At 65.1% G+C, this 24,975-nt stretch carries 22 protein-coding genes; 13 read left to right on the top strand and 9 right to left on the bottom strand.

Annotated elements, in window-relative coordinates:
- Positions 1 to 96: 96 nt before the first annotated feature.
- Together ACVW1C_RS22895 and ACVW1C_RS22890 are read left to right on the top strand one after the other, a co-directional pair.
- Entirely contained in the window at positions 97 to 1,323 is a 1,227-nt protein-coding gene (locus ACVW1C_RS22895) for an MFS transporter (RefSeq protein WP_456760346.1), read from the top strand.
- A gap of 142 nt (positions 1,324 to 1,465) precedes the next feature.
- Positions 1,466 to 2,638, top strand: a complete 1,173-nt coding sequence (locus ACVW1C_RS22890; protein WP_456760345.1) for an acyl-CoA dehydrogenase family protein — start codon at positions 1,466 to 1,468, stop codon at positions 2,636 to 2,638.
- Positions 2,639 to 2,684: 46 nt separating this feature from the next.
- On the opposite strand, the gene ACVW1C_RS22885 is transcribed toward ACVW1C_RS22890, so the two are convergent.
- The 4 genes from ACVW1C_RS22885 to ACVW1C_RS22870 all read right to left on the bottom strand — a co-directional run bounded on the left by ACVW1C_RS22885 (position 2,685) and on the right by ACVW1C_RS22870 (position 6,310).
- Entirely contained in the window at positions 2,685 to 3,209 is a 525-nt protein-coding gene (locus ACVW1C_RS22885; RefSeq protein WP_456760344.1) for a DUF2867 domain-containing protein, read from the bottom strand.
- 423 nt (positions 3,210 to 3,632) lie between these two features.
- Positions 3,633 to 4,064 (bottom strand): DUF2721 domain-containing protein, encoded by a 432-nt coding sequence (locus ACVW1C_RS22880; protein WP_456760343.1) that lies wholly within the window; start codon positions 4,062 to 4,064, stop codon positions 3,633 to 3,635.
- 417 nt (positions 4,065 to 4,481) lie between these two features.
- Positions 4,482 to 5,909 carry a DUF1254 domain-containing protein gene (locus ACVW1C_RS22875; RefSeq protein ID WP_456760342.1) on the bottom strand — a complete coding sequence of 476 codons (1,428 nt, stop codon included), beginning with the start codon at positions 5,907 to 5,909 and terminating at the stop codon, positions 4,482 to 4,484.
- A gap of 281 nt (positions 5,910 to 6,190) precedes the next feature.
- Entirely contained in the window at positions 6,191 to 6,310 is a 120-nt protein-coding gene (locus tag ACVW1C_RS22870; protein WP_456760341.1) for a hypothetical protein, read from the bottom strand.
- 425 nt (positions 6,311 to 6,735) lie between these two features.
- Between ACVW1C_RS22870 and ACVW1C_RS22865 the strand changes: the two genes are divergently transcribed.
- Both ACVW1C_RS22865 and ACVW1C_RS22860 read left to right on the top strand, forming a co-directional pair.
- Complete coding sequence (locus tag ACVW1C_RS22865; protein ID WP_456760340.1) at positions 6,736 to 8,703, top strand: methyl-accepting chemotaxis protein; 1,968 nt, start codon at positions 6,736 to 6,738, stop codon at positions 8,701 to 8,703.
- 70 nt (positions 8,704 to 8,773) lie between these two features.
- Complete coding sequence (locus ACVW1C_RS22860) at positions 8,774 to 9,220, top strand: DUF1801 domain-containing protein (RefSeq protein WP_456760339.1); 447 nt, start codon at positions 8,774 to 8,776, stop codon at positions 9,218 to 9,220.
- Positions 9,221 to 9,457: 237 nt separating this feature from the next.
- Here ACVW1C_RS22860 and ACVW1C_RS22855 read toward each other — a convergent pair whose 3' ends face one another.
- Both ACVW1C_RS22855 and ACVW1C_RS22850 read right to left on the bottom strand, forming a co-directional pair.
- On the bottom strand, positions 9,458 to 11,566 hold the full coding sequence (locus ACVW1C_RS22855; protein WP_456760338.1) for a putative bifunctional diguanylate cyclase/phosphodiesterase: 2,109 nt from the start codon (positions 11,564 to 11,566) through the stop codon (positions 9,458 to 9,460).
- A gap of 407 nt (positions 11,567 to 11,973) precedes the next feature.
- Positions 11,974 to 12,171 carry a hypothetical protein gene (locus ACVW1C_RS22850; protein ID WP_456760337.1) on the bottom strand — a complete coding sequence of 66 codons (198 nt, stop codon included), beginning with the start codon at positions 12,169 to 12,171 and terminating at the stop codon, positions 11,974 to 11,976.
- 223 nt (positions 12,172 to 12,394) lie between these two features.
- Between ACVW1C_RS22850 and mepA the strand changes: the two genes are divergently transcribed.
- The 6 genes from mepA to ACVW1C_RS22820 all read left to right on the top strand — a co-directional run bounded on the left by mepA (position 12,395) and on the right by ACVW1C_RS22820 (position 17,649).
- A complete protein-coding gene (gene mepA, locus ACVW1C_RS22845) occupies positions 12,395 to 13,357 on the top strand; it encodes a penicillin-insensitive murein endopeptidase (RefSeq protein ID WP_456760336.1) in 963 nt (320 codons plus the stop codon).
- Positions 13,358 to 13,490: 133 nt separating this feature from the next.
- Complete coding sequence (locus ACVW1C_RS22840; RefSeq protein ID WP_456760335.1) at positions 13,491 to 14,000, top strand: hypothetical protein; 510 nt, start codon at positions 13,491 to 13,493, stop codon at positions 13,998 to 14,000.
- 189 nt (positions 14,001 to 14,189) lie between these two features.
- On the top strand, positions 14,190 to 14,975 hold the full coding sequence (gene modA, locus ACVW1C_RS22835; protein ID WP_456760334.1) for a molybdate ABC transporter substrate-binding protein: 786 nt from the start codon (positions 14,190 to 14,192) through the stop codon (positions 14,973 to 14,975).
- Between the two features lie 2 nt (positions 14,976 to 14,977).
- Complete coding sequence (gene modB / locus ACVW1C_RS22830) at positions 14,978 to 15,673, top strand: molybdate ABC transporter permease subunit (RefSeq protein ID WP_456760333.1); 696 nt, start codon at positions 14,978 to 14,980, stop codon at positions 15,671 to 15,673.
- Between the two features lie 2 nt (positions 15,674 to 15,675).
- Positions 15,676 to 16,347 (top strand): molybdenum ABC transporter ATP-binding protein, encoded by a 672-nt coding sequence (gene modC, locus ACVW1C_RS22825; RefSeq protein WP_456760332.1) that lies wholly within the window; start codon positions 15,676 to 15,678, stop codon positions 16,345 to 16,347.
- Between the two features lie 93 nt (positions 16,348 to 16,440).
- Positions 16,441 to 17,649 (top strand): hypothetical protein, encoded by a 1,209-nt coding sequence (locus tag ACVW1C_RS22820; RefSeq protein WP_456760331.1) that lies wholly within the window; start codon positions 16,441 to 16,443, stop codon positions 17,647 to 17,649.
- A gap of 9 nt (positions 17,650 to 17,658) precedes the next feature.
- Here ACVW1C_RS22820 and ACVW1C_RS22815 read toward each other — a convergent pair whose 3' ends face one another.
- Positions 17,659 to 19,452, bottom strand: coding sequence for a potassium/proton antiporter (locus ACVW1C_RS22815; protein WP_456760330.1), 1,794 nt, complete (start codon positions 19,450 to 19,452; stop codon positions 17,659 to 17,661).
- 323 nt (positions 19,453 to 19,775) lie between these two features.
- Between ACVW1C_RS22815 and ACVW1C_RS22810 the strand changes: the two genes are divergently transcribed.
- Together ACVW1C_RS22810 and map are read left to right on the top strand one after the other, a co-directional pair.
- Positions 19,776 to 21,092, top strand: coding sequence for a mechanosensitive ion channel family protein (locus ACVW1C_RS22810; protein ID WP_456760329.1), 1,317 nt, complete (start codon positions 19,776 to 19,778; stop codon positions 21,090 to 21,092).
- Between the two features lie 169 nt (positions 21,093 to 21,261).
- Complete coding sequence (gene map / locus ACVW1C_RS22805; RefSeq protein ID WP_092122802.1) at positions 21,262 to 22,086, top strand: type I methionyl aminopeptidase; 825 nt, start codon at positions 21,262 to 21,264, stop codon at positions 22,084 to 22,086.
- On the opposite strand, the gene ACVW1C_RS22800 is transcribed toward map, so the two are convergent.
- A complete protein-coding gene (locus tag ACVW1C_RS22800; RefSeq protein WP_456760328.1) occupies positions 22,040 to 22,804 on the bottom strand; it encodes a DNA-3-methyladenine glycosylase I in 765 nt (254 codons plus the stop codon). The genes map and ACVW1C_RS22800 overlap by 47 nt on opposite strands.
- 124 nt (positions 22,805 to 22,928) lie before the next feature.
- On the opposite strand from ACVW1C_RS22800, the gene radC reads away from it, so the two are divergent.
- On the top strand, positions 22,929 to 23,642 hold the full coding sequence (radC, locus tag ACVW1C_RS22795; protein ID WP_456760327.1) for a RadC family protein: 714 nt from the start codon (positions 22,929 to 22,931) through the stop codon (positions 23,640 to 23,642).
- Positions 23,643 to 23,849: 207 nt separating this feature from the next.
- On the opposite strand, the gene ACVW1C_RS22790 is transcribed toward radC, so the two are convergent.
- Positions 23,850 to 24,935, bottom strand: a complete 1,086-nt coding sequence (locus ACVW1C_RS22790) for an IS4 family transposase (protein ID WP_456756841.1) — start codon at positions 24,933 to 24,935, stop codon at positions 23,850 to 23,852.
- Positions 24,936 to 24,975 lie beyond the last annotated feature (40 nt).

The raw sequence follows: 24,975 nt of genomic DNA, 5'->3' as shown, positions 1-24,975 counted from the left end.
AATCTGCGACGGATCATCTCACCTTGCCCTCATGCACCGGATGAGCGACCATTCCCCGGCCGTCCAGCAACAACACAAACGGGCGGGAGGAAACGCATGAGCAAGGACGCTCGGTTCGACTATGGCTGGGTCGTCGTCGGCGCGGGCGCGCTGATGACCTGCGTCGGCTTCGGCACCATGCTGTCGCTCGCGGTGTTCCTGCAGCCGATCTCGGATGCGATGGGCTGGTCGCGTGCCGGCGTATCGGCGGCGGCGACGCTGGATTTCCTCTGCATGGGTCTTGCGGCGTTCGCCTGGGGCGCGCTGTCCGACCGCTTCGGCACCCGCATCGTGGTGCTGGCGGGCAGCCTGCTGCTCGGGCTTGGCCTCGTGACGGCAAGCCGGGCGCAGAGCCTGTGGCAATTCCAGCTCTGCTTCGGCGTGCTGATCGGGATCGCCGCCGGCAGCTTCTATGCACCGATGATGGCGCTTGCGAGCGCCTGGATCGACAAGCATCGCAGCCTCGCCGTCGCACTGGTGTCGGCCGGCATGGGCGTATCACCGGTGACGGTCGCACCATCCGCGAGCTGGCTGATCACGGCCTATGACTGGCGCTTCGCGATGCTCGTGATCGGCATCGCCGCGTGGGCGCTGCTGATCCCCGCATCGTTCCTGGTGCGCCCGGCGCCGCAGGGAACGACCGTCGCGATCCCAACGGCTGGCAATGCACCGCAAGCGGAATGGAGCGTGGCGCAGGCGCTGCGCACGCCGCAATTCATCACGCTCGCACTGGCCCATTTCGCCTGCTGTGCGGCACATTCGGGCCCGATCTTCCACATGGTGTCCTACGCCATGGTGTGCGGCATCGCGCCGCTCACCGCAGTCACGGTCTACAGCCTCGCCGGCTTCTCCGGCCTCGGCGGGCGGCTGCTGCTCGGTGTGCTGGCCGACCGGCTCGGCGCCAAGCCGGTTTTGGTCGGCGGCCTCTTGGTGCAGGCGCTGTCGATTGCGACTTATCTTGCGGTGGCGCAGCTCGGCGAGTTCTACGCGCTGTCGGTGGTGTTCGGCCTCGCCTATGGCGGCGTGATGCCGCTCTATGCCGTGCTGGTGCGCGAGTTCTTCGGCGCGCGCATCATGGGCACGGTGTTCGGCGCCGTGTCGGCTTTTGCGAGCCTCGGCATGGCGCTCGGGCCGTGGGCCGGCGGTTACGTGTTCGACACGTTCCACGGCTACACGTGGCTGCACGCCGGTTCCTTCGCGATCGGCCTTGCCGCGGTCGCGGTGGCGCTGAGTTTCTCGACCAGGCGCCAGCCGTCGCTCGATCTCGGCCGCGCCGCCGCCTGAGCGCGGATGCATGCGTTGATCGCGCGCGGCCGCGATGGATAGCTGATCTGCGCCGGTGCCGCCCCGCCTTGCCCTCTCCTGCCGGATGGGCCACCATCGCCTGCCCCCAACAACAACGTCAGAAGGGGCGCCGAGGACACGCATGAACAAGCCGCAGGGAGTAGACCTTGTCGAGCGGGCGCGCGCGCTGGCGCCGCTGATCATGAGCGAAGCCGACGAGATCGAACGGACGCGGCGGCTGACGCCTTCCGTCACCGCGGCGCTCGTCGAGAACGGGCTCTATCGCGCGCTGCTGCCGAAGCGTTTCGGCGGCGCCGAGGCGACGCTGGACGCGTTCATGCAGATGCAGGAGGAGATCGCCAAGGCCGATGCATCGACCGCCTGGTGCCTCGGCCAGTGCAGCGTCTGCGCCATGACCGCGGCCTATCTCGAGCCCGACGCGGCCAACGAAATCTTCAACAACGCGCCCGGCATCCTGGCCTGGGGCGCGATCGCCCACGAGGTGCGCGCCGAGCCCGGCGGCTACCGCGCCAGTGCGCGCTGGGATTTCGCCTCGGGCTCGCGGCAGGCGAGCTGGCTCGGCGCCCATGTCCGCGTCATCGAGGCCGACGGCTCACAGCGCAAGAAGGCCGACGGCTCGCCGGAAATTCGCACCATCCTGTTTCCGGTGTCGCAGGCTGTGATGTACGACGTCTGGGACGTGATCGGCCTGAAGGGCACCGGCACCGATTCCTATTCGGTCGACAACCTCTTCATCCCCAACAAATTCGCCGCGCTGCGCGACGACCCGGCCGCGTGCCGCGAGCCGGGGCCGCTCTACAAGCTGTCCACCAACATGGTGTTCAGCATGGGCTTTGCCGCGACCTCGCTCGGCGTCGCCCGCGCCATGCTGGATGCGGCGACCGAGCTTGCCCGGGCCAAGACCCCGCAGGGCCTCAAGGCGATGCGCGACAACAACGCCGTGCAGGGCCAGATCGGCCGCACCGAGGCGAGCGTGCGCGCCGCGCGCGCCTATCTGTATGCGACGGCCCACGACGTCTGGAGCGATCTCGCCCGCGGCGATCCGATCAGCGAGGCACATCGCATCGCGATCCGCATCGCCTCGACCTGGACCATCCACCAGTCGGCCGCCGTGGTCGACATCGCCTATCACATGTCGGGGGCGACGGCGGTGTTTGCGAAGAATCCGTTCGAGCGCCGGTTTCGTGACATGCACGCGATCGCGCAGCAGATCCAGGCCCGCGACACCCAGTATGAGGACGCCGGCAAGGCGATCCTTTCGGGCAATCTCTCCGCGCCGCCTACGACGCGCTAAAGCGCGACGACGTCAGATTGAACCGGGGCGTGAACGCCATGCAGCTCTACTGCAGTTGTGTCTGTGCACAGCGTGCCAGATTGGCCCTGACCACGAGGTGATGAAAAGGCCTGATCGCGTTGAGATAGGTGAAGCCCAAGGCATTGTGGGTATGCACAACGGTTGTCGCGATGAGCAGCGTGCCCGTTGGAGAATGGCGCCGGAGCAGCGATAGCCGGAAGTCCAGGTGTCGATCATCCGTACCGAGCACAATTTCGTCCTTGCCCTCCCAGTGCACCGGGAAGAAGTCCACCCGTTCATGGCTGTCGGGAGACGTCCTGACGGTATCGGAGGTTTTGATGCCAAAGGGCGTAACCATGGCGTCGCGCAGCGCGATCAACGTCTTCTGCCACGCGGGTGGATTGACGAGTGTCCGCGTCGCCAGCTCGCGCATGCTCGGCTGTTCCGATGCACTCAAGTCAATGCTGTAGCTATCGAGTAAACTGGCGTTCTCGTACCAGCTCGCAACGACACTTTCCGGCGGCGGCGTCGTCCGGCGTACCTGCGGTTTGCGGTCTAAGCCCAGGCTCATGACGATGTCACCTATGCGAGGGGGCAATTGGAAAAGCTATTCTCAATCTTAGACGCGGTGATTTCCCTACGCTGAGCTCGCAACTCGTCACCGGTTTGCAGATCTTCAACTCTACGGTGATCGGCGCGGGGTCTCAAGACCGATCTGCGTGTCAAAGAATTGATGCCACGAACGATAGAGGGGTCAATGTGCGAGGCACGTTCACACTCAAATCGCGAGGGACTGATTGCAACTAGCTGCATTGAGAAGGACGCCCGCTTTAGGCCAAAAGCCGTCGATCGCGACCGAACCCAGGGACTTCCGGTTCACTTCGGAGAGCCGACCTTCCCGAAGGTCATTCAGACCGTCAGCTACGGGACCATCAACGGAATTGCCTCCATCGCCTGTTGAACAAGGGATGTGGCGGCGAAGGATCAGTTAGGCTCAGTCGTAGTTGTTGGGATCCATGATCGCTATTCGGATCTCCCGAGCGAAACTGATGAGAGAAACCCCAAATAGTATAAGTGCTAGGGTAAACAACAGAGCAACGCCTCTTTCATGAGGCAGCTCAAAAAACGCATCTACGAATGCGACGATCATGAGAAGAATGGTGACGAGCGCACTTGCTACCGCCCAAAAAAGCGCTCGGTTGATGAGCGCCGCACGGCGGTTAAGTTGCAACATATCGGGGTAAACCCGCTCCTTAGTCGGCTCGGCGCCTTCATGAAACCCAACAACGCGACACCTGTCGATGATCCGGTTGAGGCGTGTCACCAGAACAGATATGAAGCCGGCAACAGCGCCCAGGATGAATGCGGGCGCAATCGCGTGACTGATGACTTGGGAAAGCTGCGAGACTGATGGCGTTTCAAGCATGCGCGCCGGTCATCCCCGCACAGCACTACAGGTGTTGCCGGTGCAATCCCGATAAACACCCCGGCACTCCGGGGATGGTATTTGCTTCAAGGACAGGCAGTCGCGATATCGTGCACGGCAGGTATTCATGCATTGCTGTTTGGCCGTCTGAGCCGCAGCGAAAATGAGAGGGGCGAGATCGGCGTCGCGCGCATTGAGCGTTCTCGCACACCATGGCTGAAGAACTGCGAAGACCACGGAGACGACAGCAAACTGCTTACTACAATTCATGGCTCAGCCCCTTTAGGTCGAACAATGCGGCAATCAAATACCGGTCGTAGTTCGCGATTGACGTACTGCCCTTATGTTAGGCAACAACAAGGGTCTCACCAAGACGAGGAGTACGGGGTCTGCTCGACCCCGTGCTCACTCCCCACATCACACCTTCTTCACCGGCGGAATCTTCCATGATCCGTCGATAATCGAAGGATCGCTTTCGTCGGGCCAATACATCCGCAGCATCAGGATAAAATCACCGGGAGGTGCGGGAAGCCAGTTCGACTCCTTGTCGGCTCCGGGCGAGTCTTTCTGAATGTACAGATCTGTCGATCCATCCGGGTTCGATTTCAGTTTTTGCCGCGCGCTGATCGAGTAACGATTGAGCGGATTGTTTACGAAGAAGTAGCTGGCATCGTACATCGTTAACGACCAGAAACCCTCCGCAGGTGGTAGTTGGCCTTCGGAGAAGCGCATTACGTATTTGTTCGCGCCGTTGTACTTCTTGCCTTCTCCGTCCTTCATCGAGGTCGGGTAGACCGCATCCTGCGGCCGGTTGGCACCGAGCCCAATAGCGGTGACGAGCGCCCGCATCAGATAATCGGTACCATAGATGCCGGTCTTGGTCGTATAGGCCCAGCCGTTCTCGTCCTTGACGTCCTTGTTGATCTTGAACTGCAGCATGATCCGGTCGAAGCCGACCTCGGGCACGCGTTTGACGAAATCCGCCTTGAGCTTGGTCGCATCGAAGTCCTGACCGGGAACGATGCCAATGCTCGCAAACTTGGCGAGCTGAGGTGCGTCCGCTGCCGCTGGCGGATTTTCTTTCATGAGCTTGCAGAGCAGCGTGAAGTACGCCACAGCGTCCATGCGGTTGACCTGCTCGCGCACGGCCGTCTTCATGTCGATCGATGGATCGACCCTGCCTGCGGGAGGCGTGTAGGGTTTGCCGTACGAGCTAAGCGGCACGAGCTTAAACTCATCCTGCAGCTTGTGGACCTCGGCATAATCTTCAGGCGTGCCGGTGCAGTAGATGCGGCCTAGTAGCCAGACAATGTTGGTCGGAGATTTGTACTCCTTGACGCCAGCGGGCAGTGTGCCCTTCCATCCGGGGCCAGTTACCGCGTAGGTCTGCGCACCGGTACCGGTGGTACGCTTACCCGGCACCTGAAACACGGTGGTCCAACCATCCAGCATCGGGAAAAGCGCATAACGCCCGTTCATATCCGGAATGCTGAGTACCCAAGGCTCCTTGCCGACATCGAAGAACGCGGTCGTGTATAGCGTGTCGGCATTCGGCGCCGTTACGTCCCGGAACGAAGCATCTGGATACTGGCGTAGCTTGATGATTTGGCCCATCGGCCCGCGCGTTCCGATCGGGTCTGCCACGTTGGTTATGACCCTCCGCGTCGTCTCCATCGTGACCAGCGGATAGCCAAAGATGTAGGCGTCGGTGGCAAGTATGAAATCCTCAAGTCCTTCCCCGATCCCAAGAAAAGAGCCGAGTTCGGCCCGGCTTACGGTGCTTGCGGATGTTCCGGCTAGCAGGCTGAGACCGCCAAGCGTTGCGGCGCGGCGAGTGATGCTCATCATAATCCTCCAGTTGGGTTGCTGGCTCTCCGATGCTTTCAGCTCTCCCAAAGGTTACACCGTATCATGGCCTCGACCTGTGCGATATGCCCTTCCGGACAGCTTTGACGTCCGATCAGGGGCAAACTTACAGAGCAGCTGACCCTCGAAATAGGTCCGTACCCGATGCCGAACCCCAAGGCTGGCAAGGCCAGCCTTGGCATCGATCCAAGGTGCAAATCAAACCGGCGTCGCGAGCGGTTTGCCTTTCTCCACGATGTAATTGATCAATAACCTGGTTTTCATCTCGCAGGCTTGCCGCCGGCATGCGGGGTCTGAGGCCGGATCTGAAAGGCTTCGCCGACCTTGAGTATGCGCGTCGGTTGCCCCTCGACCGGAAGTTCGCCCCCACCACCTTCCATGACGTAACTCGACTCGATTCCTGGATGCGTGTGACGTGCTACCTCCGCTGGCGTTTATGAGTACGCGCCCTAACGACCGCGAGGACGCTGCGCTCCTCTCTCGCTCGTGGAGGGCTGGGGGTAGCGCCGCGAATGCCATCGTGGAGAGCCCCGCGCGCCGCGCTCCGGACGACGCTCCGGGTCGCTCGGGGCGCGTCGGCCTAAGAGCGAGCTTCGCTGGTCTCGACCGCCCCGCAAGCAACGGAGGCGAAGCGAGTTTGCGGTCCGACTGCTTCAACCCAGTCTCATCGCGTCTTAGCGAACGGTACGAAAGTAGCACCGGCAACAACGATCACGGTACGAATACCGGCGGCAACAACACCCGGTTGTTAAGCTTTTTCTGAGACTTTCCGGCCGCCGATAATGCCTGGAGTTCCACTGGCCCCATGTTCAAGCTTCGATCGATTGCCACCCGCCTGATCCTGGCGATTTCACTGACCGTGGCCGTCGCCTGCGCCATCCTCGGCGGCTTCTGTATCAGCCAGCAGCGCACGCTGACGCGGCTCGCGCTCGATCAGCAGCTCAAGCTGCAATATGACAGCGTGATTGCAGCGATCGAATACGAAGGTCGCGCGGCATTGGCCGTCAGTTCCGCCATCGCGGCGCTTCGGCCGGTCGGCGACGCGATCGTCAGGAACGATCGCGACGCCCTTGCGGCGCTGCTCGGAGACGCCAACAAGGCACTGATCGCGCAGGGCATCCCGCTGATTACCTTCCAGACACCCCCGGCGCTGTCGTTCTATCGCGTGCACGCTCCCAAGGTCTTCGGCGACGACGTATCCGGGCGCCGCACGACCGTGGTCGAGGCAATCAAGAGCGGCCGGTCGATCGTCGGCGTCGAGCCTGGCCGCGAGGCACTCGGCATCTTCGGCATGACTCCGATCATCCGCGACGGCAAAAGCATCGCCAATGTCGACGTCGGCGCCGCCTTCGGCAAGGAATTCGTCGACCGCGCCAAGAAGCGCTTCGGCATCGACCTCGCCGTGCATTCGTTCGACGGCAAGGGCTTCAGGCGGCTGTCCTCGACCTTCGGCGACACCGTGGTCGCGACCTCGGACGAGCTCAAGAGCGTGATGAACGGCGCAGCGCTGCTGCGCGATGCGAAGCTCGACGGCCATGCGGTGGAGCTCTATCTCGGGCAGATCAGGAACTATGCCGGCCAGCCGGTCGCCGTGCTCGAGATCATCAAGGACACCAGCGAATATGAAGCCGCCGCGGCGAGCGCGCAGCGCAATCTGATCCTCGGCACCGTCGCGATCCTGGCCGCGGCCGTGTTGCTCGCGTTCCTGCTCGGCCGCGGCCTGTCACGGCCGCTGACCGCGATCACCGCGGTGATGAACCGGCTGTCCAGCGGCGACACCAGCGTCACGATCCCCGGCAGCGAGCGGCGCGACGAGCTCGGCACGATGGCCAAGGCGGTCGAATTGTTCCGCCGCGGCATGCTCGAAACCTCCACGCTGCGCGATGCACAGGAGGCCGACAAGCTGAAGGCCGCGGCCGACAAGCAGGCGCTGCAGCGGCAGATGGCCGACCGCTTCGAAGCCGACGTCAAGGGCATGGTCGCCGCCGTCGCGCAGTCGTCGAGCGCCATGCAGCGCGTCGCGGGCGAGATCACCACCAGCGTCAACGGCACCTCCGAACGGACCGCAGCGGCAGCCGCCGCGTCCGAGGAGGCGTCGGCCAGCGTCAATGCGGTCGCAGCCGCCACCGAAGAGCTGGCCTCCTCGATCACCGAGATCGGCCGCCAGGTCAGCCATTCCAGCCGCGTCGCCGACAATGCGGTGGCCAAGGCGACGGAGACCACCGAGATGGTGACGAGCCTCGCCGCCTCCGCGGAGAAGATCGGCGACGTGCTGCGCCTGATCAGCGCGATCGCGAGCCAGACCAATCTGCTGGCGCTCAACGCCACCATCGAGGCGGCGCGCGCCGGCGAGGCCGGCCGCGGCTTTGCCGTGGTCGCCGCCGAGGTGAAGGAACTGGCAAGCCAGACCGCGAAGGCGACAGAGGAGATCGCCGGCCAGGTCGGCGCGATCCAGTCCGCCACCGGCAACTGCGTCAGCGCGATCGGCGACATCAGCGGCACCATCCGCGAGATTTCTGGCATCGCCACCGCGATCGCGGCCGCCGTCGAGCAGCAGGACTCGGCGACGAGGGAGATCGCCCGCAGCGTGCAGCAGGCGTCCTCCGGCACCGTCGAGGTCTCCGCCAATATCGCGGGCGCCAGCGAAGCCGCCGGCCATTCCCGCGCCCTCTCCGGCAACGTGCTGGATACGTCGAGCCAGCTCGGCGATCACGCCTCCGCGCTGTCGCACAGCGTCGACACGTTCCTCGCCGGTCTGCGCAACGCGGCCTGAGCGGCGGGCCATGTGACGTTCAAGGCGCTATGGTAGATTGACGCGAGACGTCGTCCTCGCGGAGCCCTCCATGCGCAAGCCGGCAACATCGACCAGCAAGGTGGCACGACGCCCGCAAGCAAAAGCGACGGACGCGCTGTTCGACGCATACCCTGCCCCCGTCAAGGCCAAGCTGCTGGCGCTGCGGCGGCTGATCTTCGACACCGCGAAGGCAACCAGGGGCGTCGGCGCACTGGAAGAGACGCTGAAATGGGGGCAGCCGAGCTACCTCACGCCGGAGACCGGCAGCGGCAGCACGGTCCGGATCGATCAGGTGAAGCCCGCCGCCGACCAGGTCGCGGTCTACTTCCACTGCCAGACCAATCTGGTCGAGACCTTCCGCGAGCTTTATCCCGAGCTCAGCTACAGCGGCAACCGCGCGATCCTGCTCGATGTCGCGGGCAAGCTCCCGGAGGCGGCGCTGCGCCACTGCGTGGCGCTGGCGCTGACCTATCATTTGAACAAGAAGGCGACGTAGCCCGTGATGAGGTTAGGTCGAGGAGCGGCGGCGGTGCGCTCCCTCGCCCCGTTCTTACGGGGAGAGGGTTGGGGTGAGGGGCCGTCTCCGCACATTCGGTGATAGCTGCGTTCGCGGAGACTCCCCTTCACCCGGAACGCATCTGACGATGCCTTCCGGCCTCTCCCCGCACGCGGGGCGAGGCGAAGCGGGGTTCGACGCTTGGTCCGAGATAACATCATTTCACTTTAGACTTCGCTACGCGGCCGTCGCGACGCGCTGCGCCTTCAGCAGGCTGATGACCTCGGCGTTCGGCCGGGCACGGCTGAACAGGAAGCCCTGGCCTTCGTGGCAGCCCTCGGCGCGCAGGCAGCTCAGCTCCGCCTCGGTCTCGACGCCCTCGGCGGTGATGGTGACGCCGAGCCCCACGCCGAGGCTGACGATCGAGCGCACGATCGCCTGCGCGTCCGGGTTCGCGCCGAGGTCGCGCACGAACGACTGGTCGATCTTGATCTTGTCGAACGGAAAGCTGCGCAGATAGCTCAGGCTCGAATAGCCGGTGCCGAAATCGTCCATCGACATCCGCACCCCGAGCGCACGGAGCGCATGCAGCGTTGCCAGCACCTGGCTGCTCTTCTCGAGCAGCAGCGTCTCGGTGATCTCGAGCTCGAGCCGTCGCGCCGGCAGGCCGGATTGCCGCAGCGCGTCGGTGACCAGCGCCAGCAGGTTGCCGGTGCGGAATTGCAGCGGCGACAGATTGACCGCGACGCGGACGTCGTCGGGCCATTGCGCCGCGTCCATGCAGGCGCGACGCAGCATCAGCGCGCCCAGCGGATTGATCAGGCCGGTCTCCTCGGCCACCGGGATGAACTCGCCGGGCGAGATCATGCCGCGCTCCGGATGCGGCCAGCGCACCAGGGCCTCGAAGCCGGTGATGCGACCGCTGGTGAGATCGACCAGCGGCTGGTAATAGGGCCGCAGGCCCTCATTCTGGATCGCGCCGCGCAGATCGATCTCGATCTTGCGGCGGCTCTGCGCGCGCGCATCCATCTCGGCCTCGAAGAAGGAGAAGGTGCCGCGGAATTCGCTCTTGGCGCGCGACAGCGCCATGTCGGCGCTCTTCAGGAGCTTCTCGGAATCCTCGCCATCGCCGGGCGACATCGCGATCCCGATGCTGGCGCCGACCACCACCGAATGGCCATCGAGCAGATAGGGCTCGCCGATCGCATCCAGGATCCGTCGCGCGAGAAGCACCGCGTCCTCGGGCCGCATCACGCCGCCCTGCACGATGGTGAATTCATCGGAGTTGAGCCGGGCCAGCGCGTCTTCCTCGCGCAGCGTCGAGCGCAGCCGCTTGGCGACCCCGCGCAACAGCTTGTCGCCGATGCCGTGGCCGAGCGTGTCGTTGACCGCCTTGAAATTGTCGAGCCCGAGCATCAGCACCGCGACCTTGTCGGTCGAGCGACGGGTGTGCTGCAGCATATCCTCCATCTGCTGGCGCAGCAGATTGCGGTTCGGCAGGCCGGTCAGGCTGTCGTGCTGGGCCATGAAGGCCAGCCGCGCCTCGGCGCGCTTGCGCTCGGTGATGTCCATCAGCGCGAGCAGCATCGCCGGCTGGTCGCCATGCATCAGCTGGCGCGAATAGATCGCCAGGTCGATCAGCGTGCCGTCCGCGCGCACATGCTTCCAGGTCCGCGCCGCCTGCTCGTCGCTGCTGCGGCCTGCGGCCCAGGGCAGCTCGGCATCGAACGCCTGCAGGCTCTTGATCGTCATCTTCTCGAATTCGGCACGGACATAACCATAGTGCGCGATCGCGGCGTCGTTGACCGCGAGGATCTTCTCGCCGTCGAGCGCGCACAGGATCATTGGCACCGGATTGCCGTCGAACAGCAGGCGGAACGAGGCCTCGCGCTGCTTCAGTTCGGTGATGTCGACGCGCAGGCCGACGATGCCGCCATCCGAGGTCAGCCGCTCCTCGATCAGCACCACGCGGCCATCGGCCAGCACCTGCTCGTGCCGCTCGCCCGGCCGGTACATCTTCTCGAGCCGCTCGGCGATCCACTCCTCCTCGCGGCCGGCGGCCTCGGGATAGTCGCCGCGCGCAACGCCGACGCGGATGGTGTCTTCCAGGCGCGCACCCTGCTCGAACAGGTCGGAACTGCGCTTGTAGATTTCCGAGTATTTCTTGTTCCAGAGGGTGTAGCGACCTTCGCGGTCCAGGAACACGATGCCTTGCGGCAGGATGTCGATCGCCTCACGCAGCCGCGCATTGGACTTGCGGGCCTCGGCGATCGCGGCATCGGCCTGCGCGCGCTGACGCACCAGTTCGCCGATCTCGACGGCGGTACGGCGCGAACTGCCGGACATTTTCGGCAGCGGCCTGGCTCGGCGGCCCCGAGGACCGGACAGTTTGGCCTGTTTCGGTTTCTTGATCTTTTTCGGCCGCATCATCGGTATCGCACGCCCCACGCGCATTCCAGTTCGACGACACTTCTGCGATAAGTGTCTGAAAAATTGGTATCTCTCGGCGAATAGCTGCGCTGTTTGAGAAAGCCGTACGTGCCTGCTTTACAGGCGAGCTCACGCCGAACGCGAGGGGCTGGCGCTGCGCAAGCGGCGAACAGCGCAGATTTGCAGCGTGGAAGCGCCGGAGCGTGGTGAAGGAAGGGTAAACCATCGTCCGCCTGCACAGTGAATGCGCCGAAACCGCTGCAAGCGCATCAATGTTTGCCAGCGTGTGACAGGGTTATCACGCGGTAAAGGCGCGACCGGATTCACGCCGTGCTGCGACGCCAGTTGGTGATCTCGATCCGCGTGCCGTAGCCGCAGCGCCCGGTCGGCACCGGCCAGTTTGAGCGCGTCGCGCCGTCGACGCTGACCGCCATGCGCTGCGCTGATTTATCGATGTGAACGACGATGTCGGCTTGCGCCGGAGAGAGTTCCAATGTCGACGCGGCAAATCGCGGCGGCATATGCCAGCCGTACGCAACATACGCCCGTCGTCATAACGCCTGCCCTGAAATGTTGCGCGCATGATGTCGCGAGCTGCGCGCTGGTAAAGTGGCGTAGCTCACATGCGAGCCGGGAAGCCGCGGGCCATCTTGATCGGCCTTGTGGGCGATCAAGCAAATGGGATGAAAGCGCGGTTGGCCGGCCTCGAATCCATGTTAGCCTTGCGCAGACAGAGTGATCCGAATGACACCCCGCTTGCGTCTGATCCCGCTCCTGATCTCGACCCTCCTCGCCTACAGCATCTCCGCGCGTGCGCAGGACAAGGGCTCGCTCAATCCGCAGCCATTGCCGCCGCTCGCCAACCCTGACGATCCAACGATCGGGGCGAAGCAGCTGTTCGCGCGCAAGGTTCTGCCGGCGGCGCTGCCGACCCAATCGATCGGCGGCTACACCAAGGGCTGTCTCGCCGGCGCCGCGCAGATGCCGCTCAACGGCGACACCTGGCAGGTGATGCGCCTGTCGCGCAACCGCTATTGGGGTCATCCCGCCATGATCGCGCTGTTGAAGCGGCTGGCGGCCAACGCGCACAAGGACGCCGGCTGGCCGGGCATCCTGATCGGCGACATCGGCCAGCCGCGCGGCGGCCCCGCGCTCTCCGGTCACGCCAGCCACCAGATCGGCCTCGACGCCGACATCTGGCTGACGCCGATGCCGGATCGCAAATTGTCGCGCGAGGATCGCGAGGAGATGTCGGCGGTGATGATGGTGCGCGACGACCGGCTCGATATCGATCCGCGCGTCTTCACGCCCGGTCATGTGCTGGTCCTCCGCGACGCGGCGCGCGAGCCGGCGGTGCAGCGCATCTTCGTCAATCCCGCGATCAAGAAGGCGTTGTGCCGCGAGGCCAAGGGCGACCGCCGCTGGCTGTCGAAGATCCGGCCGTGGTGGGGCCACGACTATCACTTCCACATCCGCATGCGATGTCCGCCCGGCAGCCCGGCATGCGAGGGACAGAAACCGCAGACCGAAGGCGAAGGCTGCAAGCCGTCCGATCTCGCCTTCTGGTTCAAGGATTCGGTGCTGCATCCCAAGCCTCCGCCGAAGCCGCCGAAACCGCGCCCGCCGATGACGCTGGCGCAGATGCCGGCGGCCTGCAAGACGGTGCTGAACGCAGCCGACGCCAAGCAGCAATATTCAGAGCAATAACATCTTTGTCAGGCGGCTTTTCCGGCCGGCTTGAACTGCGTTATGATCTCGCGTCGTCGCGCCGTAAGCGCGTTCGAGCGATGGATCGGGGCCGCTGATCTCTTTCCTCCGTCACAATTGCACTGGACCAGTCATGCGCAAATCGCTCCTCGCCGCATCGCTCCTGCTTGCCTCGGTTCCCGCCTTCGCGGCGGAAGAGCCGAGCGGCTGCGACAAGTTCAAATGGTCGATCGACCGCGCGCGCGCCGCGCTCACCGCGCCCGATCGCGCCAAGCTTGCCTCGGGCAGCGAACAGGCCGCGCTGCCGTCGACCGCCATCACGCTGGCGCTGGTCGCGCCCGGCGAGGCCAAACTGCCGACGCCGCCGGAGCGTGCACCGAAGGACGGCACCTTCGCCGGGTTCGCCAGCTTCAAGGCCGCACCGAAGGCCGGGCTCTACACCGTCAGCCTGTCGGCCGGGGCCTGGGTCGACCTGGTGCAGGACGGGCATTTCCTGAAGCCCAAGGCGTTCAGCGGCGCGACCGATTGCGACGGAATCCGCAAGACCATGAAATATGACCTCACCGCCAGCCCCTTCGTGCTGCAGGTCAGCGGCTCAAAAGAGAACTCGCTGTCGATCGCGATCCAGCCGTCGGATGAATAGCACCACCGGTTAGACAAACGGTCGCCTTTACCGTAAGTCCCAGCCTGCTATGTTTGCAGCGCGATATCCCGAGGACCGTAAGTCCTTCGGAGACCCGCGGAACAGCGCTTCCGTCCGTCGCGCCCAGAACCCACCCACCGCCTGTTTCGCGCGCGCCCGTTTGCGCGCGAGCTCGCACGGAGCGCTTCCATGTCACGACTTGCCGGACTTTTCACTGCCTTCGTCATCTTGCTCGGCGCGATCCATTCGCCCGCGAGCGCCGAAGACAAGACGCTCACCGTCTTTGCCGCCGCCTCGATGAAGAACGCGCTCGACGAGATCGATGCGGCCTACACCGCCAGGACCGGCGTCAAGATCAGCGCCAGCTATGCCGCGAGCTCGGCATTGGCAAGACAGATCGAGCAGGGCGCGCCGGCCGACGTGTTCGTCTCCGCCGACACCGACTGGATGGACTACGCGATCAAGCAGAAGACCATCAATGAGCCGACGCGGGTCAACCTGCTCGGCAACTCGATCGTGCTGATCGCGCCGAAAGATTCCATGATCGGCAAGGTCAGCATCGGACCCGGCTTCGATCTCGCCAGGCTCGCCGGCGACGGCAAGATCGCCACCGGCGACGTCAAGGCGGTGCCGGTCGGCAAATACGCCAAGGCCGCGCTGGAGAAGCTCGGCGCCTGGCAGGCAGCGGAGCCGAAATTCGCGATGGCCGAGAGCGTGCGCGCGGCATTGACGCTGGTAGCGCGCGGCGAAGCCGTGCTCGGCATCGTCTATTCGACCGACGCCAAGGTCGAGCCGGGCGTCAAGATCATCGGCACCTTCCCGGCCGACACCCATCCCGCGATCATCTATCCGGTCGCGGCGACCACGACCGCCAAGCCCGAGACCGCTGACTATCTCGCCTTCCTGCGTTCTTCCGCGGCGAAGACGATCCTCGAGAAGTACGGCTTCAAGTTCCTGATCAACCCGACGACTTGAGCGTGTTCGAGATCTCGCCGACCGAATGGACGGCGATCCTGCTGTCGCTGCGGGTCGCCGTCATCGCAACGGTGGTGGCGACCCCGTTCGGCATAGCGGTCGCCTGGCTGCTGGCTCGGCGTGATTTCTGGGGCAAGTCGCTGCTCGATGCCGCCGTGCATCTGCCGCTGGTGCTGCCGCCCGTCGTCACCGGCTATCTGCTGCTGCTGACCTTCGGCAAGCGCGGACTGGTCGGCGGCTGGCTGGCCGATCATCTCGGCATCGTGTTCGCGTTCCGCTGGACCGGCGCTGCGCTCGCCTGCGGCGTGATGTCGTTCCCGCTTCTGGTCCGCCCGATCCGGCTTTCGATCGAGGCGGTCGACCGCCGCCTCGAGCAGGCCGCCGAGACGCTCGGCGCCGCGCCCTGGCGGGTGTTCGCAACGGTGACGCTGCCGCTCGCGCTGCCGGGCGTGCTGGCCGGCATGGTGCTCGGCTTTGCCAAGGCGATCGGCGAATTCGGCGCGACCATCACCTTCGTCTCCAACATCCCCGGCGAGACCCAGACCATTTCATCGGCGATCTATTCGCTGATCCAGACGCCCGACGGCGACACGGCCGCAGCGCGGCTCGTGATCATCTCGGTGGTGCTCGCGGTTGGCGCGCTGGTCGCAGCCGAAGTGTTCGCGCGCCGCGCCACCGCCCGCCTGCACGGACAATAGCGATGCTGCGCGTCGACATCACCAAGCAGCTCGGAGAGTTCTCGCTGGCGGCATCGTTCACCAGCGAGGGCCGCGTCACCGGCCTGTTCGGCGCGTCCGGCGCCGGCAAGACGTCGCTGATCAACATGATCGCCGGGCTGGTTCGTCCTGATCGCGGCACCATCGTGATCGACGGCGAGACGGTCGACGACACCGCAGCCGGCATTCACGTCCCGACCTGGCGCCGCCGCATCGGCTACGTGTTCCAGGACGCCCGGCTGTTTCCGCATCTCGATATCAGGCAGAACCTCGATTACGGCCGCCGCATGAACGGCCTCACCGAGGATCCTGCGCAACACAAGCGTGTCGTCGACCTGCTCGACATCGGCGCCCTGCTTGACCGCCGCCCCGGAAAGCTCTCCGGCGGCGAGCGCCAGCGCGTCGCGCTCGGCCGGGCGCTGCTGTCCAAGCCGCGGCTATTGCTGCTGGATGAGCCGCTGGGTGCGCTCGACGAAAGCCGCAAGCTCGAGATCCTGCCCTATCTGGTGCGGCTGCGCGACGAGGCCGGCGTCCCGATGGTCTATGTCAGCCACGACGCGGCCGAGCTTCGCCAGCTCGCCACCCAGATCGTGATGCTGCGCCGCGGCCAGGTCACCGCGTTCGGCGGTGTTAAGGTGTTGACGGGCGGCGCGTAGCTGGCCGTTTTTCCGAAAGTCGGCATAAGATAGCCCATCTTATCTGCTAGGCCCGGATCGGGACGTCCGATCGGGCATGGGGAAAGGTGCACTTTGCGACTGACTGGCTGGGTATTGCTGCTGATCGGCGGGCTGCTGTGCGCCACGATTTCGTGGGCCGCGCTCGGCTTCCTGCTGATGGGCATCGGCCTGATCTCGCTGCAGGTCGCCGAGCGCCGCCGACGCCTCGGCGATGACGCCGTGCCGGCCGGGGCTGGGGGATTTACCCCACCGCGCCTCAGTGCCGGGCTGCAGCCGCCGACCCTCGACCCGGTCGCTGGCCAAGACACCGGCCGGGACACCGGGCCGCTGCGCCAGCCGCGCCGGGTGGCATGGCCCGACAAGAACGCGGACGCGCCCTATGACCGGCAGGCTTGGCGCCGGCTGGTCCAGAGCGATCCCGATCTCGCCCAGCTCGCCAAGGTGCTGGCCGATTACGGCCCGCAATATGTCGATGAGCTCGCGGCCAGCTATCTCGCCGCCCCCGACAAGAGCCGCCTGGGCGCGATCGTCGACGGCATCATCGCGCGGGCCCGCGACGGCCAGCCGGCCCCGCCGCCCACGCCGGTCGAAGGATCGCAGCCACCGCCGCTGCCGCCCCGGCCGGAGCCGCCTCAGGTGGCCGCACCTGCCGCCAAGCCAGCGACTTCGCCGAGCAATTCCGCCGATGCGCTGGAAGCGTCCCTGCTCGCCACGGTCGAGCAGGCTTCCGCCAGGATCGCGGCCGAACGCGCGGGTCTCTTCAAGCCTGCCAGGGACCTTGGAAAGGAGCCGGGCAACGCCACCGACAGCCGGCCATCGACGGCGAGCCAGCGGGAACCGCTGTTCGGTCGTGCACGCCGGGACGCAAAGCCCCCCGAGCCGCCGCCAATGCCAGCGGCACCGCCCCCGGTCCCGACCGGGACGCCCGCCGACCTCGAAGCATCGTTGATCGCCGCGGTCAGCGAGGCCGCCGCCAGACGGGCCGACACATTCAAGCCGGAGCCGCCAGAGCCAACGCCGCCGAAGCCCGAGATCCGCGCCGTCGCTCCGCCGAAGCCCGTTGCGCCACCGCCCGCCAACACGCCGCCTGCAAAAACACCGGCCGACAATCTCGACGAGACGCTGCTCGCGGCGCTGGCCGAGATTTCCGGCCAGAAGTTCAAGGACGAGCCGAAGCCGGACGCTGCGTCCAAGGCCCCGCCGGGCACACCGACGGACGACAGCCTGTCCGACATGATCAAGAAATTCGCCCCGGATTCGAGCTTCCTGCGCAAGCAGTGACGGCGCGGCTCAGACGCCGGCGACCGACGCCCAGATATCGGCGAGCTTGCGCCGGACGGTCTGCATCCGCGTCTGCGGTGCGACCTCCTCCTCTTCCTCCGGCAGGCGCAGACCGACGACATTGACGCGGCCGCCGCTGATGCTGCGCGCCACCAGCACGATCTCGTCGAGCGCGAGCTCGGCACCTTCCTTCGGCGCGCGGTCGAGATTGACGTCGAAATAATCCGCCAGCGTCAGCTTGGCCTGGTGCTCGTCGACCTTGACGCCGTAGATCTCGGCGAGCTCGCCGAGCGTATGCTCGCCGGACACCATGAAGTCGCCGAGCAGATGCGGATCGGGCGCGCTCGACGGCGCCATGTCGACAAAGAAGCGATCGAGCGCCTCGGCGCGCTCCGGCGGCGCCAGCAGGTAGATGTAGTCACCGGGCGCAACCGGATCGGCCTCGACAGGCGTCAGGATCCGCTCGTCGCGGATCACCAGCGTCGGCTTCGACCAGGACGGGATCAGGCCGCGGCGGAAATACAGGCTCTTCGGCCGCACCGGATAGCCGACGAGCTGCTGCTCGAGCTGGCCGGGCAGATCCAGTTCGACACGGCGCGGGCCGCGTTCGGCGCGCGGCAGCGCGACGTGCAGCCGCCGCGCCGCCGGCGCCAGCGTCCAGCCCTGCAGCAGCAGCGAGATGATGACGACGACGAAGGCGACGTCGAAATAGAGATAGGCCTTCGACAGGCCGACCAGCATCGGGATCGAGGCCAGGAAGATCGCGACCGCGCCGCGCAGGCCCGTCCAGGCGATGAAGACCTTCTCCCGCCAGTTGAACTTGAACGGCGCTAGACAGACCAACACCGCCAGCGGCCGCGCCACCAGCATCAGCGCGAACGCCACCAGCACCGCGCCGCCCGCGCTGGAGAGCAGGCGATGCGGCGACACCAGGAGGCCGAGCAGCACGAACATCACGATCTGCGCCAGCCAGGTCGCGGCGTCGAGGAACGTCACCACCGAATTGTGCGCGCGGGTCGGCCGGTTGCCGATGATGATACCGGCGAGATAGACCGCGAGGAATCCCGAGGCATGCACGATCTGGGAGCCGCCGAAGATCACCAGCGCCGCGGTCGTGACGAACGGCGCATGCAGGCCCTGCGGCAGCGCGACGTGATTCAGCGCGATCACCACCAGCCGGCCGCCGATCACCCCGATGATGGCGCCGAGCACGGCTTCCTGGATGAACTCCATCGCAATGTGCGAGGCCGAGCTCTGGCCAATCGAGATGAACTCGACCAGCATCAATGTGAGGAAGATCGCGAACGGATCGTTGGTGCCGGATTCCGCCTCCAGCGTCGCGCCGACGCGCGGGCGCAGGCGCAGGCCCTGGGTGTGCACCAGGAGGAACACCGCCGCCGCGTCGGTCGAGGCCACGACGGCGCCGACCAGCAACGACTCGGTCCAGTTGAGGTCGAGCACATAGCGCGCGACCGGCGCCGTGATCAGCGCGGTCAGCAGCACGCCGGCGGTCGCCAGCATCATCGAGGGCGCCAGCACCGTGCGGATGCTGGCAAACCGCGTCTTCAGTCCGCCGTCGAACAGGATCAGCGCGAGCGCCACCGAGCCGACCAGATAGGTGGTGCGGACGTCGTCGAACTGCAGCCGCCCGGGGCCGGAATCGCCCGCCAGCATGCCGACCAGCAAGAACACCAGCAGCAACGGGGCGCCGAACCGCAGCGCCAGCAGGCTCGACAGGATGCCGGCCATCACCAGCACCGCGCCGAGCAGGATCGCTATACTGACGGAGTCGAGGGATGCCATGCGCCTTCGGAGGTCTCAAATACTTGCAATTGCATCCTTATCGTCGCCACACTGGGACGCCAACCGATTTCTGTCCTAAGCGGCAATGTGCCCGCTCCCGTCAGCCCCAAGAGCCTTTTCCGTTCCGATAAATCGGAACGGGGCTCTCGATTCTTGTTTTGACGCGTTTTCTTCACGCGAACCGGTGACCACTTCGCTCGAAAACGCTCTAACTCGCCCCGACACTGTGGTGTATCGATGGTCGCGCGCGCGCCTTTGTGGGAATCTCCCTGCATCATCGAATCACATTTGCCTGACCCGCGCTTCAAGTTGAGATTTTGCCGATGGACATGAGCTGGAAGGACGTCCTGGAATCGATCCAAATGGCAGCGCGCTCGGTCGGCGCCGAGATCGCCTCGCCCTGGTTCTACCTGCAGTTCGGCATCATCCTCGCCGCAACGGGCCTCGCCTACGCCGCCGATACCGCCATACATGCGCGGGTCAATATGTCGTCGCTGGCGAGCCGCTGGCCGTTGCCGCTCCGGCACTTTGCCCGCGTGATGGTATCGAGCGCCTCCACCGCCGTGTTCGCGATCCTGATGGTGATCTCGCGCATCGTGATGTGGCACGCGACCTGGCCGAGCCGCAGCTATTTGATCGCGGTCTCCGCCAAGCTGGCGCTGGCCTGGCTCGTGATCCGCCTCGTGACCTCGGTGATCGACAACGCCTTCATCGTCAAACTGGTCTCGGTCGCGGCCTGGGTGGTCGCCGCCCTCAGCATCATCGGCCAGCTCGACTGGGCGGCCGATACGCTGGATTCGTTCGCGGTCGTCGTGGGCGGTCTGCGGCTGAGCCCGCTGCTGCTGATCAAGGCCGGCGCGGTGCTGATCCTGGCGCTGTGGCTGAGCAATATCGCCAGCAATTTCATCGACGGCCAGATCACCCGCTCGACCGACCTGACCCCGTCGATCCAGGTGTTGCTGGTCAAGATCATTCGCATCGGCCTGATGGTGGTCGCGGTCGCCATTGCCTTGAGCGCCGTCGGGATCAACCTGTCGGCGCTGGCGGTGCTGTCCGGCGCCGTCGGCGTCGGCATCGGCTTCGGCCTGCAGAAGATCGTCGCCAATTTCATCTCGGGCATCATCCTGCTGGTCGACAAGTCGGTGAAGCCGGGCGACCTCGTCACCATCGGCGACAGCCAGGGCCGCATCAGCGCGATGAAGACCCGCTACATTTCCGTCGCCGCCGGCGACGGCCGCGAATTCCTGATCCCGAACGAGGACCTGGTGACGCAGAAGGTCACCAACTGGACCTACACCGACAAGAATACGCTGGTGAAGATCGCTTTCGCCGCCAATTACGACGCCGATCCGAGGCTGGTCTGCAAGCTCGCGATCAACACCGCTACGGCCCACGCCCGCGCGCTCAAGGGCAAGCCGCCGAACTGCATCCTGACCGAATTCGCCGAGCTCGGCATGAAGTTCTCGCTGACCTTCTGGATCGCCGACCCCGACGGCATGGACAATGTAAAGAGCGACGTCATGCTGTCGCTGTGGGATGCCTTCAAGCAGGAGGGCATCAAGGTGCCCTACCCAGTGCGGGAACTCCGCATCCGCGGCGGCGCGCTGCCGGTCGAGAGCGCGGTCGAGGTCTCCAGCTAGCGCCTCCGTGCGGCTTTTTCGGACAAGCGGACGCGGCTGTTCCGGATTTGGCCCGAAAAATCAAGCCGTTTGAGCATTGTCCCCATGCCCAACCTTGGCTTGCGCCGGGCGCGCCGATCATTAAATTAGGGCCTGAAATCAGCCCCTTGCCCACAGAAACATCCCGACCATGAGCTATATCGACGCCACCGACACCTCGCTTCGCAAGACCGGCCAGATCAAGCTGCACGGACCGAGCGGCTTTGCCGGCATGCGCAAGGCCGGCGCCCTGGTGTCGAAATGCCTCGACGCACTCACCGACATCGTCAAGCCGGGCGTCCCGACCTCCGTGATCGACGATTTCGTCCGCAAGTTCGCCTTCGACCACGGCGCCTATCCGGCGACGCTGATGTATCGCGGCTATCGCTACTCGACCTGCACCTCGATCAATCACGTGGTCTGCCACGGCATGCCGGGCGACCGCCCGCTGAAGGAAGGCGACATCGTCAATGTCGATGTCACCTTCATCGTCGACGGCTGGTACGGCGATTCCAGCCGCATGTATGCGATCGGCGCCATCGCGCGGAAGGCCGAGCGGCTGATCGAGGTGACCTATGAGGCGATGATGCGCGGCATTGCCGCCGTGAAGCCCGGCGCCACCACCGGCGATATCGGCCATGCCATCCAGAGCTTCGTCGAACCGCAGGGCATGAGCGTGGTGCGCGATTTCTGCGGCCATGGCCTCGGCCGCCTGTTCCACGACGAGCCGAATATCATCCATATCGGCCGCCCCGGCGAGGGCGCGCCGCTGAAGCCCGGCATGTTCTTCACCATCGAGCCGATGATCAATCTCGGCAAGCCGCATGTGAAGATCCTGTCCGACGGCTGGACCGCGGTGACCCGCGACCGCTCGCTGTCGGCGCAGTTCGAGCACTCGGTCGGCGTCACCGCCGACGGCGTCGAGATCTTCACGCTGTCCGAGCGCCACGGCGAGAAGCCGTGGGTTCAGGTGTAAGCGGCGGCGCCCGCGTACGCCTCTCGATCTCCTCGGGCGTGTGGTTCTCGCCGACCGACATCGCGCAGATCCGCGACAGATGCAGATAGGACAGCCCGGTCTCCTCCGCCCAGGCGTTGAACTGCGCCTGCACCTTGGCGAGATCGCGCTTCGACTTGACCTCCTCGGCAATATCGAGCCCGGCATCGCGCAGGCAGGCGACGACGTCGCGCGAGGTGACGAAACCGTCCCAGCCGAGGAAGCGCAGCAGCATCTGCCCGGTGTTGCCGCCGAGCCGGCTGCCGCGCTTGGTCAGCAGATCCAGCAGCCCGATCTCGTCCGATGACGGCCACGCTGCGAGGAATTTGCCGAAGCTGCCGTGCTCGCGCGCGATCTCCTGCACGAAGCGGCCATTGTCGCGCACCGACATGATCTTGGCGCCGTTGCGCACGATCCTGGTGTCGCTGGTCAGCTTCTCCCAATATTCGTCGGGCTTGAACGCGAGCTTGGCGGGCTGGAAGCCGAGAAAGGCGTCCTCGAAGCCAAGCCATTTGGCGTCGATCACGCTCCAGGCGAAGCCCGCGCAGAACACGCGCCTGGTCATTTCGGCCAGCACGCGGTCGTCGCCGAGCTTTGCCAGCGCCTTGGCGCCCGCCGGCGGCCGCAGCAGTTTCTCGAGCGCCTTCGGCCCGCCCTTGCGCTTCTCGGCGCGCGAGCGGATCACCTTGAATGATGTCACGCCGCCCTCCCCCTCTTCGATCCTGAACGCTGCAGGTAACGGTAATTCGCCCGTCGCATGGTGGCAAACCGGGACATTGCATCGCCCCTTGCAAAACGCGGCAGGCACGGCATGGTTGTGACCGATGCCCGCCAAACCCGACGCCAGCAACGACGACACCAGTGAGACGCCGCATTATCACGGCCATCGCGAACGGCTGCGCGAGCGCTTCTACGCCGCCGGGCCGGACGCGCTGACCGACTATGAGCTCTTGGAGATGGCGCTGTTCGCCGCGATCCCGCGCCGCGACACCAAGCCCTTGGCCAAGGCGCTGTTGAAGAAGTTCGGCTCCTTCGCCGAGGTCGTGCATGCGCCGGTGCCGCGGCTGCGCGAGGTCGACGGTGTCAAGGATGCCTCGATCCATCAGCTCAAGCTGCTCGCCGCGGCAGCGGGCCGGATCGCCAGGGGCGAGATCAAGCGCAGCATCGCGCTGTCGTCCTGGAACGACGTCATCGACTATTGCCGCACCAGCATGGCGTTCGCCGACAAGGAGCAGTTCCGCCTGCTGTTCCTCGACAAGCGCAACCAGCTGATCGCCGACGAAGTGCAGCAGACCGGTACCGTCGATCACACCCCGGTCTACCCCCGCGAGGTGATCAAGCGCGCGCTCGAACTGTCCGCGACCGCGCTGATCCTGGTGCACAATCATCCCTCCGGCGACCCGACCCCGTCGCAGGCCGACATCCAGATGACCAAGGCGATCGTCGAGATCGCAAAACCGCTCGGCATCGCCGTGCATGATCACATCATCGTCGGCAAGAACGGGCATACGAGCCTGAAAGGCATGCGGCTGATGTGAAGCTCGCCGTCGTCCTGGCTTTCGCCCATAGGCGCTAAGATAGTTTGATCATTGCCTGATAGCGGCGCTTGCGTCTGGGGGGCTCGCGCAGATGTCGCCGGAGAGCACGGCTTGCTCTGCGCAGACAAGCGATCGTGGGTTGGGGAATGACGGCTTGGAGCAATGAGGCGATGAGCTGACGTAGCAGGCGCCATGCGGAAGGTCTGGTCAGGCGGCTTCGTCCAAGCGGGGAGAGTCCTCGAGTTCGTCGACCAGCGGCTCGAGCAGTAGAGTGATCAGCAGGTGAGCGAGGATATGGGGTTTAGCGGACCGCTGGTCAGTTCCGGGAGGTCCCTTCAAGCCAATCAAGCTCTTCAGCCGCTTGAAGCCGAGCTCAATCCGCCATCGCAACCGGTAGAGGGCAATGACGTCAGCAGCCGTGAAGTCCTCGCCCTTGAGCGAGGTCGCCAGGATTACCCAATCTGCGGCCTCAAGCGTTTGCCTGGAGAGTTGATGGCCTCCCTTCTGGGCTGTCCTGCGTGCCTTGCGTCGCGCCTCCGCGGCCGCATGCGCCGGCTTTTTGACCGCGACCAAGCGCACAGCAAGCGGTTGCGCACCGGACTTGCGCTCTATCCAGATCGGTCGATCGATCATGCCGCCTGCCAAGGCCTTGCGCAGCTCTGCGATGAGATCGACAAGGTTGCCGTTGCGATCCAGCCAACGCGCGCTCTTCCAGCCCGCGCGGATCACGAAGTCCGCGCCGGCATCGACCAGATGCGCCATGCGCTCTGGTTGCAGGTAGGCACGGTCGGCAAGACGGATCTCGCCGGCAGTCACGGGTATCCGATCCAGTGTCTCGCCTGCGCCCTCATCGGTCAGCTCGAAGTGCCCAAAGCGCTCTTGCGGAAGATCGAACGCACTGTGGATACGCCACACTGCGTTGTTTTGCCTGCCCTCGGTTCCGGCTTTGGGGACCGTCGTGGCGTCAACGATGCGGATCAGCCGACCGCGGCTTGCCTTCGGCGCACCACTCGCAAGTGCCTGACCTATCAGTTGCGCCAGCCAATCTCCGGACTGACGCAAGCGATACAACAGAGCCACGTTGGAGATGTCGACAAGGCCCACCGACGTCGCCCACGCCGCCGTCAGCCGCAAACCCCGCGTGCCCAGACAATACGCAAGGATCAGCCGCAGCAAATCAACCGCATTGGTGATCTCGCGCGGACGAACAAACGCCTTCGTCTCGCGCGCGCCAACCTCCAGAGCCTTAGCCCCACCAAGCCGAGCAACAACACGCGCCCAGTCTTCGTTCACAAGCGATTCGTGTCTCATCCCTTCTTGGAATCACATACAA

The organism is Bradyrhizobium sp. USDA 4011 (assembly GCF_054063415.1).
This window is presented reverse-complemented; position numbering and strand designations above follow the sequence as displayed.

What these genes read in the sequence shown, in the direction of transcription:
- ACVW1C_RS22865 (WP_456760340.1), top strand. Translation starts at nt 6,736, where the DNA reads ATGTTCAAGCTTCGATCGATTGCCACCCGCCTGATCCTGGCGATTTCA.
- radC (WP_456760327.1), top strand. Translation starts at nt 22,929, where the DNA reads ATGCCCGCCAAACCCGACGCCAGCAACGACGACACCAGTGAGACGCCG.
- ACVW1C_RS22815 (WP_456760330.1), bottom strand. Translation starts at nt 19,452, where the DNA reads ATGGCATCCCTCGACTCCGTCAGTATAGCGATCCTGCTCGGCGCGGTG.
- modA (WP_456760334.1), top strand. Translation starts at nt 14,190, where the DNA reads ATGTCACGACTTGCCGGACTTTTCACTGCCTTCGTCATCTTGCTCGGC.
- ACVW1C_RS22890 (WP_456760345.1), top strand. Translation starts at nt 1,466, where the DNA reads ATGAACAAGCCGCAGGGAGTAGACCTTGTCGAGCGGGCGCGCGCGCTG.
- ACVW1C_RS22870 (WP_456760341.1), bottom strand. Translation starts at nt 6,310, where the DNA reads ATGGAAGGTGGTGGGGGCGAACTTCCGGTCGAGGGGCAACCGACGCGC.
- ACVW1C_RS22840 (WP_456760335.1), top strand. Translation starts at nt 13,491, where the DNA reads ATGCGCAAATCGCTCCTCGCCGCATCGCTCCTGCTTGCCTCGGTTCCC.
- mepA (WP_456760336.1), top strand. Translation starts at nt 12,395, where the DNA reads ATGACACCCCGCTTGCGTCTGATCCCGCTCCTGATCTCGACCCTCCTC.
- ACVW1C_RS22855 (WP_456760338.1), bottom strand. Translation starts at nt 11,566, where the DNA reads ATGTCCGGCAGTTCGCGCCGTACCGCCGTCGAGATCGGCGAACTGGTG.
- ACVW1C_RS22860 (WP_456760339.1), top strand. Translation starts at nt 8,774, where the DNA reads ATGCGCAAGCCGGCAACATCGACCAGCAAGGTGGCACGACGCCCGCAA.
- modC (WP_456760332.1), top strand. Translation starts at nt 15,676, where the DNA reads ATGCTGCGCGTCGACATCACCAAGCAGCTCGGAGAGTTCTCGCTGGCG.
- ACVW1C_RS22875 (WP_456760342.1), bottom strand. Translation starts at nt 5,909, where the DNA reads ATGAGCATCACTCGCCGCGCCGCAACGCTTGGCGGTCTCAGCCTGCTA.
- ACVW1C_RS22880 (WP_456760343.1), bottom strand. Translation starts at nt 4,064, where the DNA reads ATGCTTGAAACGCCATCAGTCTCGCAGCTTTCCCAAGTCATCAGTCAC.
- ACVW1C_RS22850 (WP_456760337.1), bottom strand. Translation starts at nt 12,171, where the DNA reads ATGCCGCCGCGATTTGCCGCGTCGACATTGGAACTCTCTCCGGCGCAA.
- ACVW1C_RS22810 (WP_456760329.1), top strand. Translation starts at nt 19,776, where the DNA reads ATGGACATGAGCTGGAAGGACGTCCTGGAATCGATCCAAATGGCAGCG.
- map (WP_092122802.1), top strand. Translation starts at nt 21,262, where the DNA reads ATGAGCTATATCGACGCCACCGACACCTCGCTTCGCAAGACCGGCCAG.
- ACVW1C_RS22895 (WP_456760346.1), top strand. Translation starts at nt 97, where the DNA reads ATGAGCAAGGACGCTCGGTTCGACTATGGCTGGGTCGTCGTCGGCGCG.
- ACVW1C_RS22885 (WP_456760344.1), bottom strand. Translation starts at nt 3,209, where the DNA reads ATGAGCCTGGGCTTAGACCGCAAACCGCAGGTACGCCGGACGACGCCG.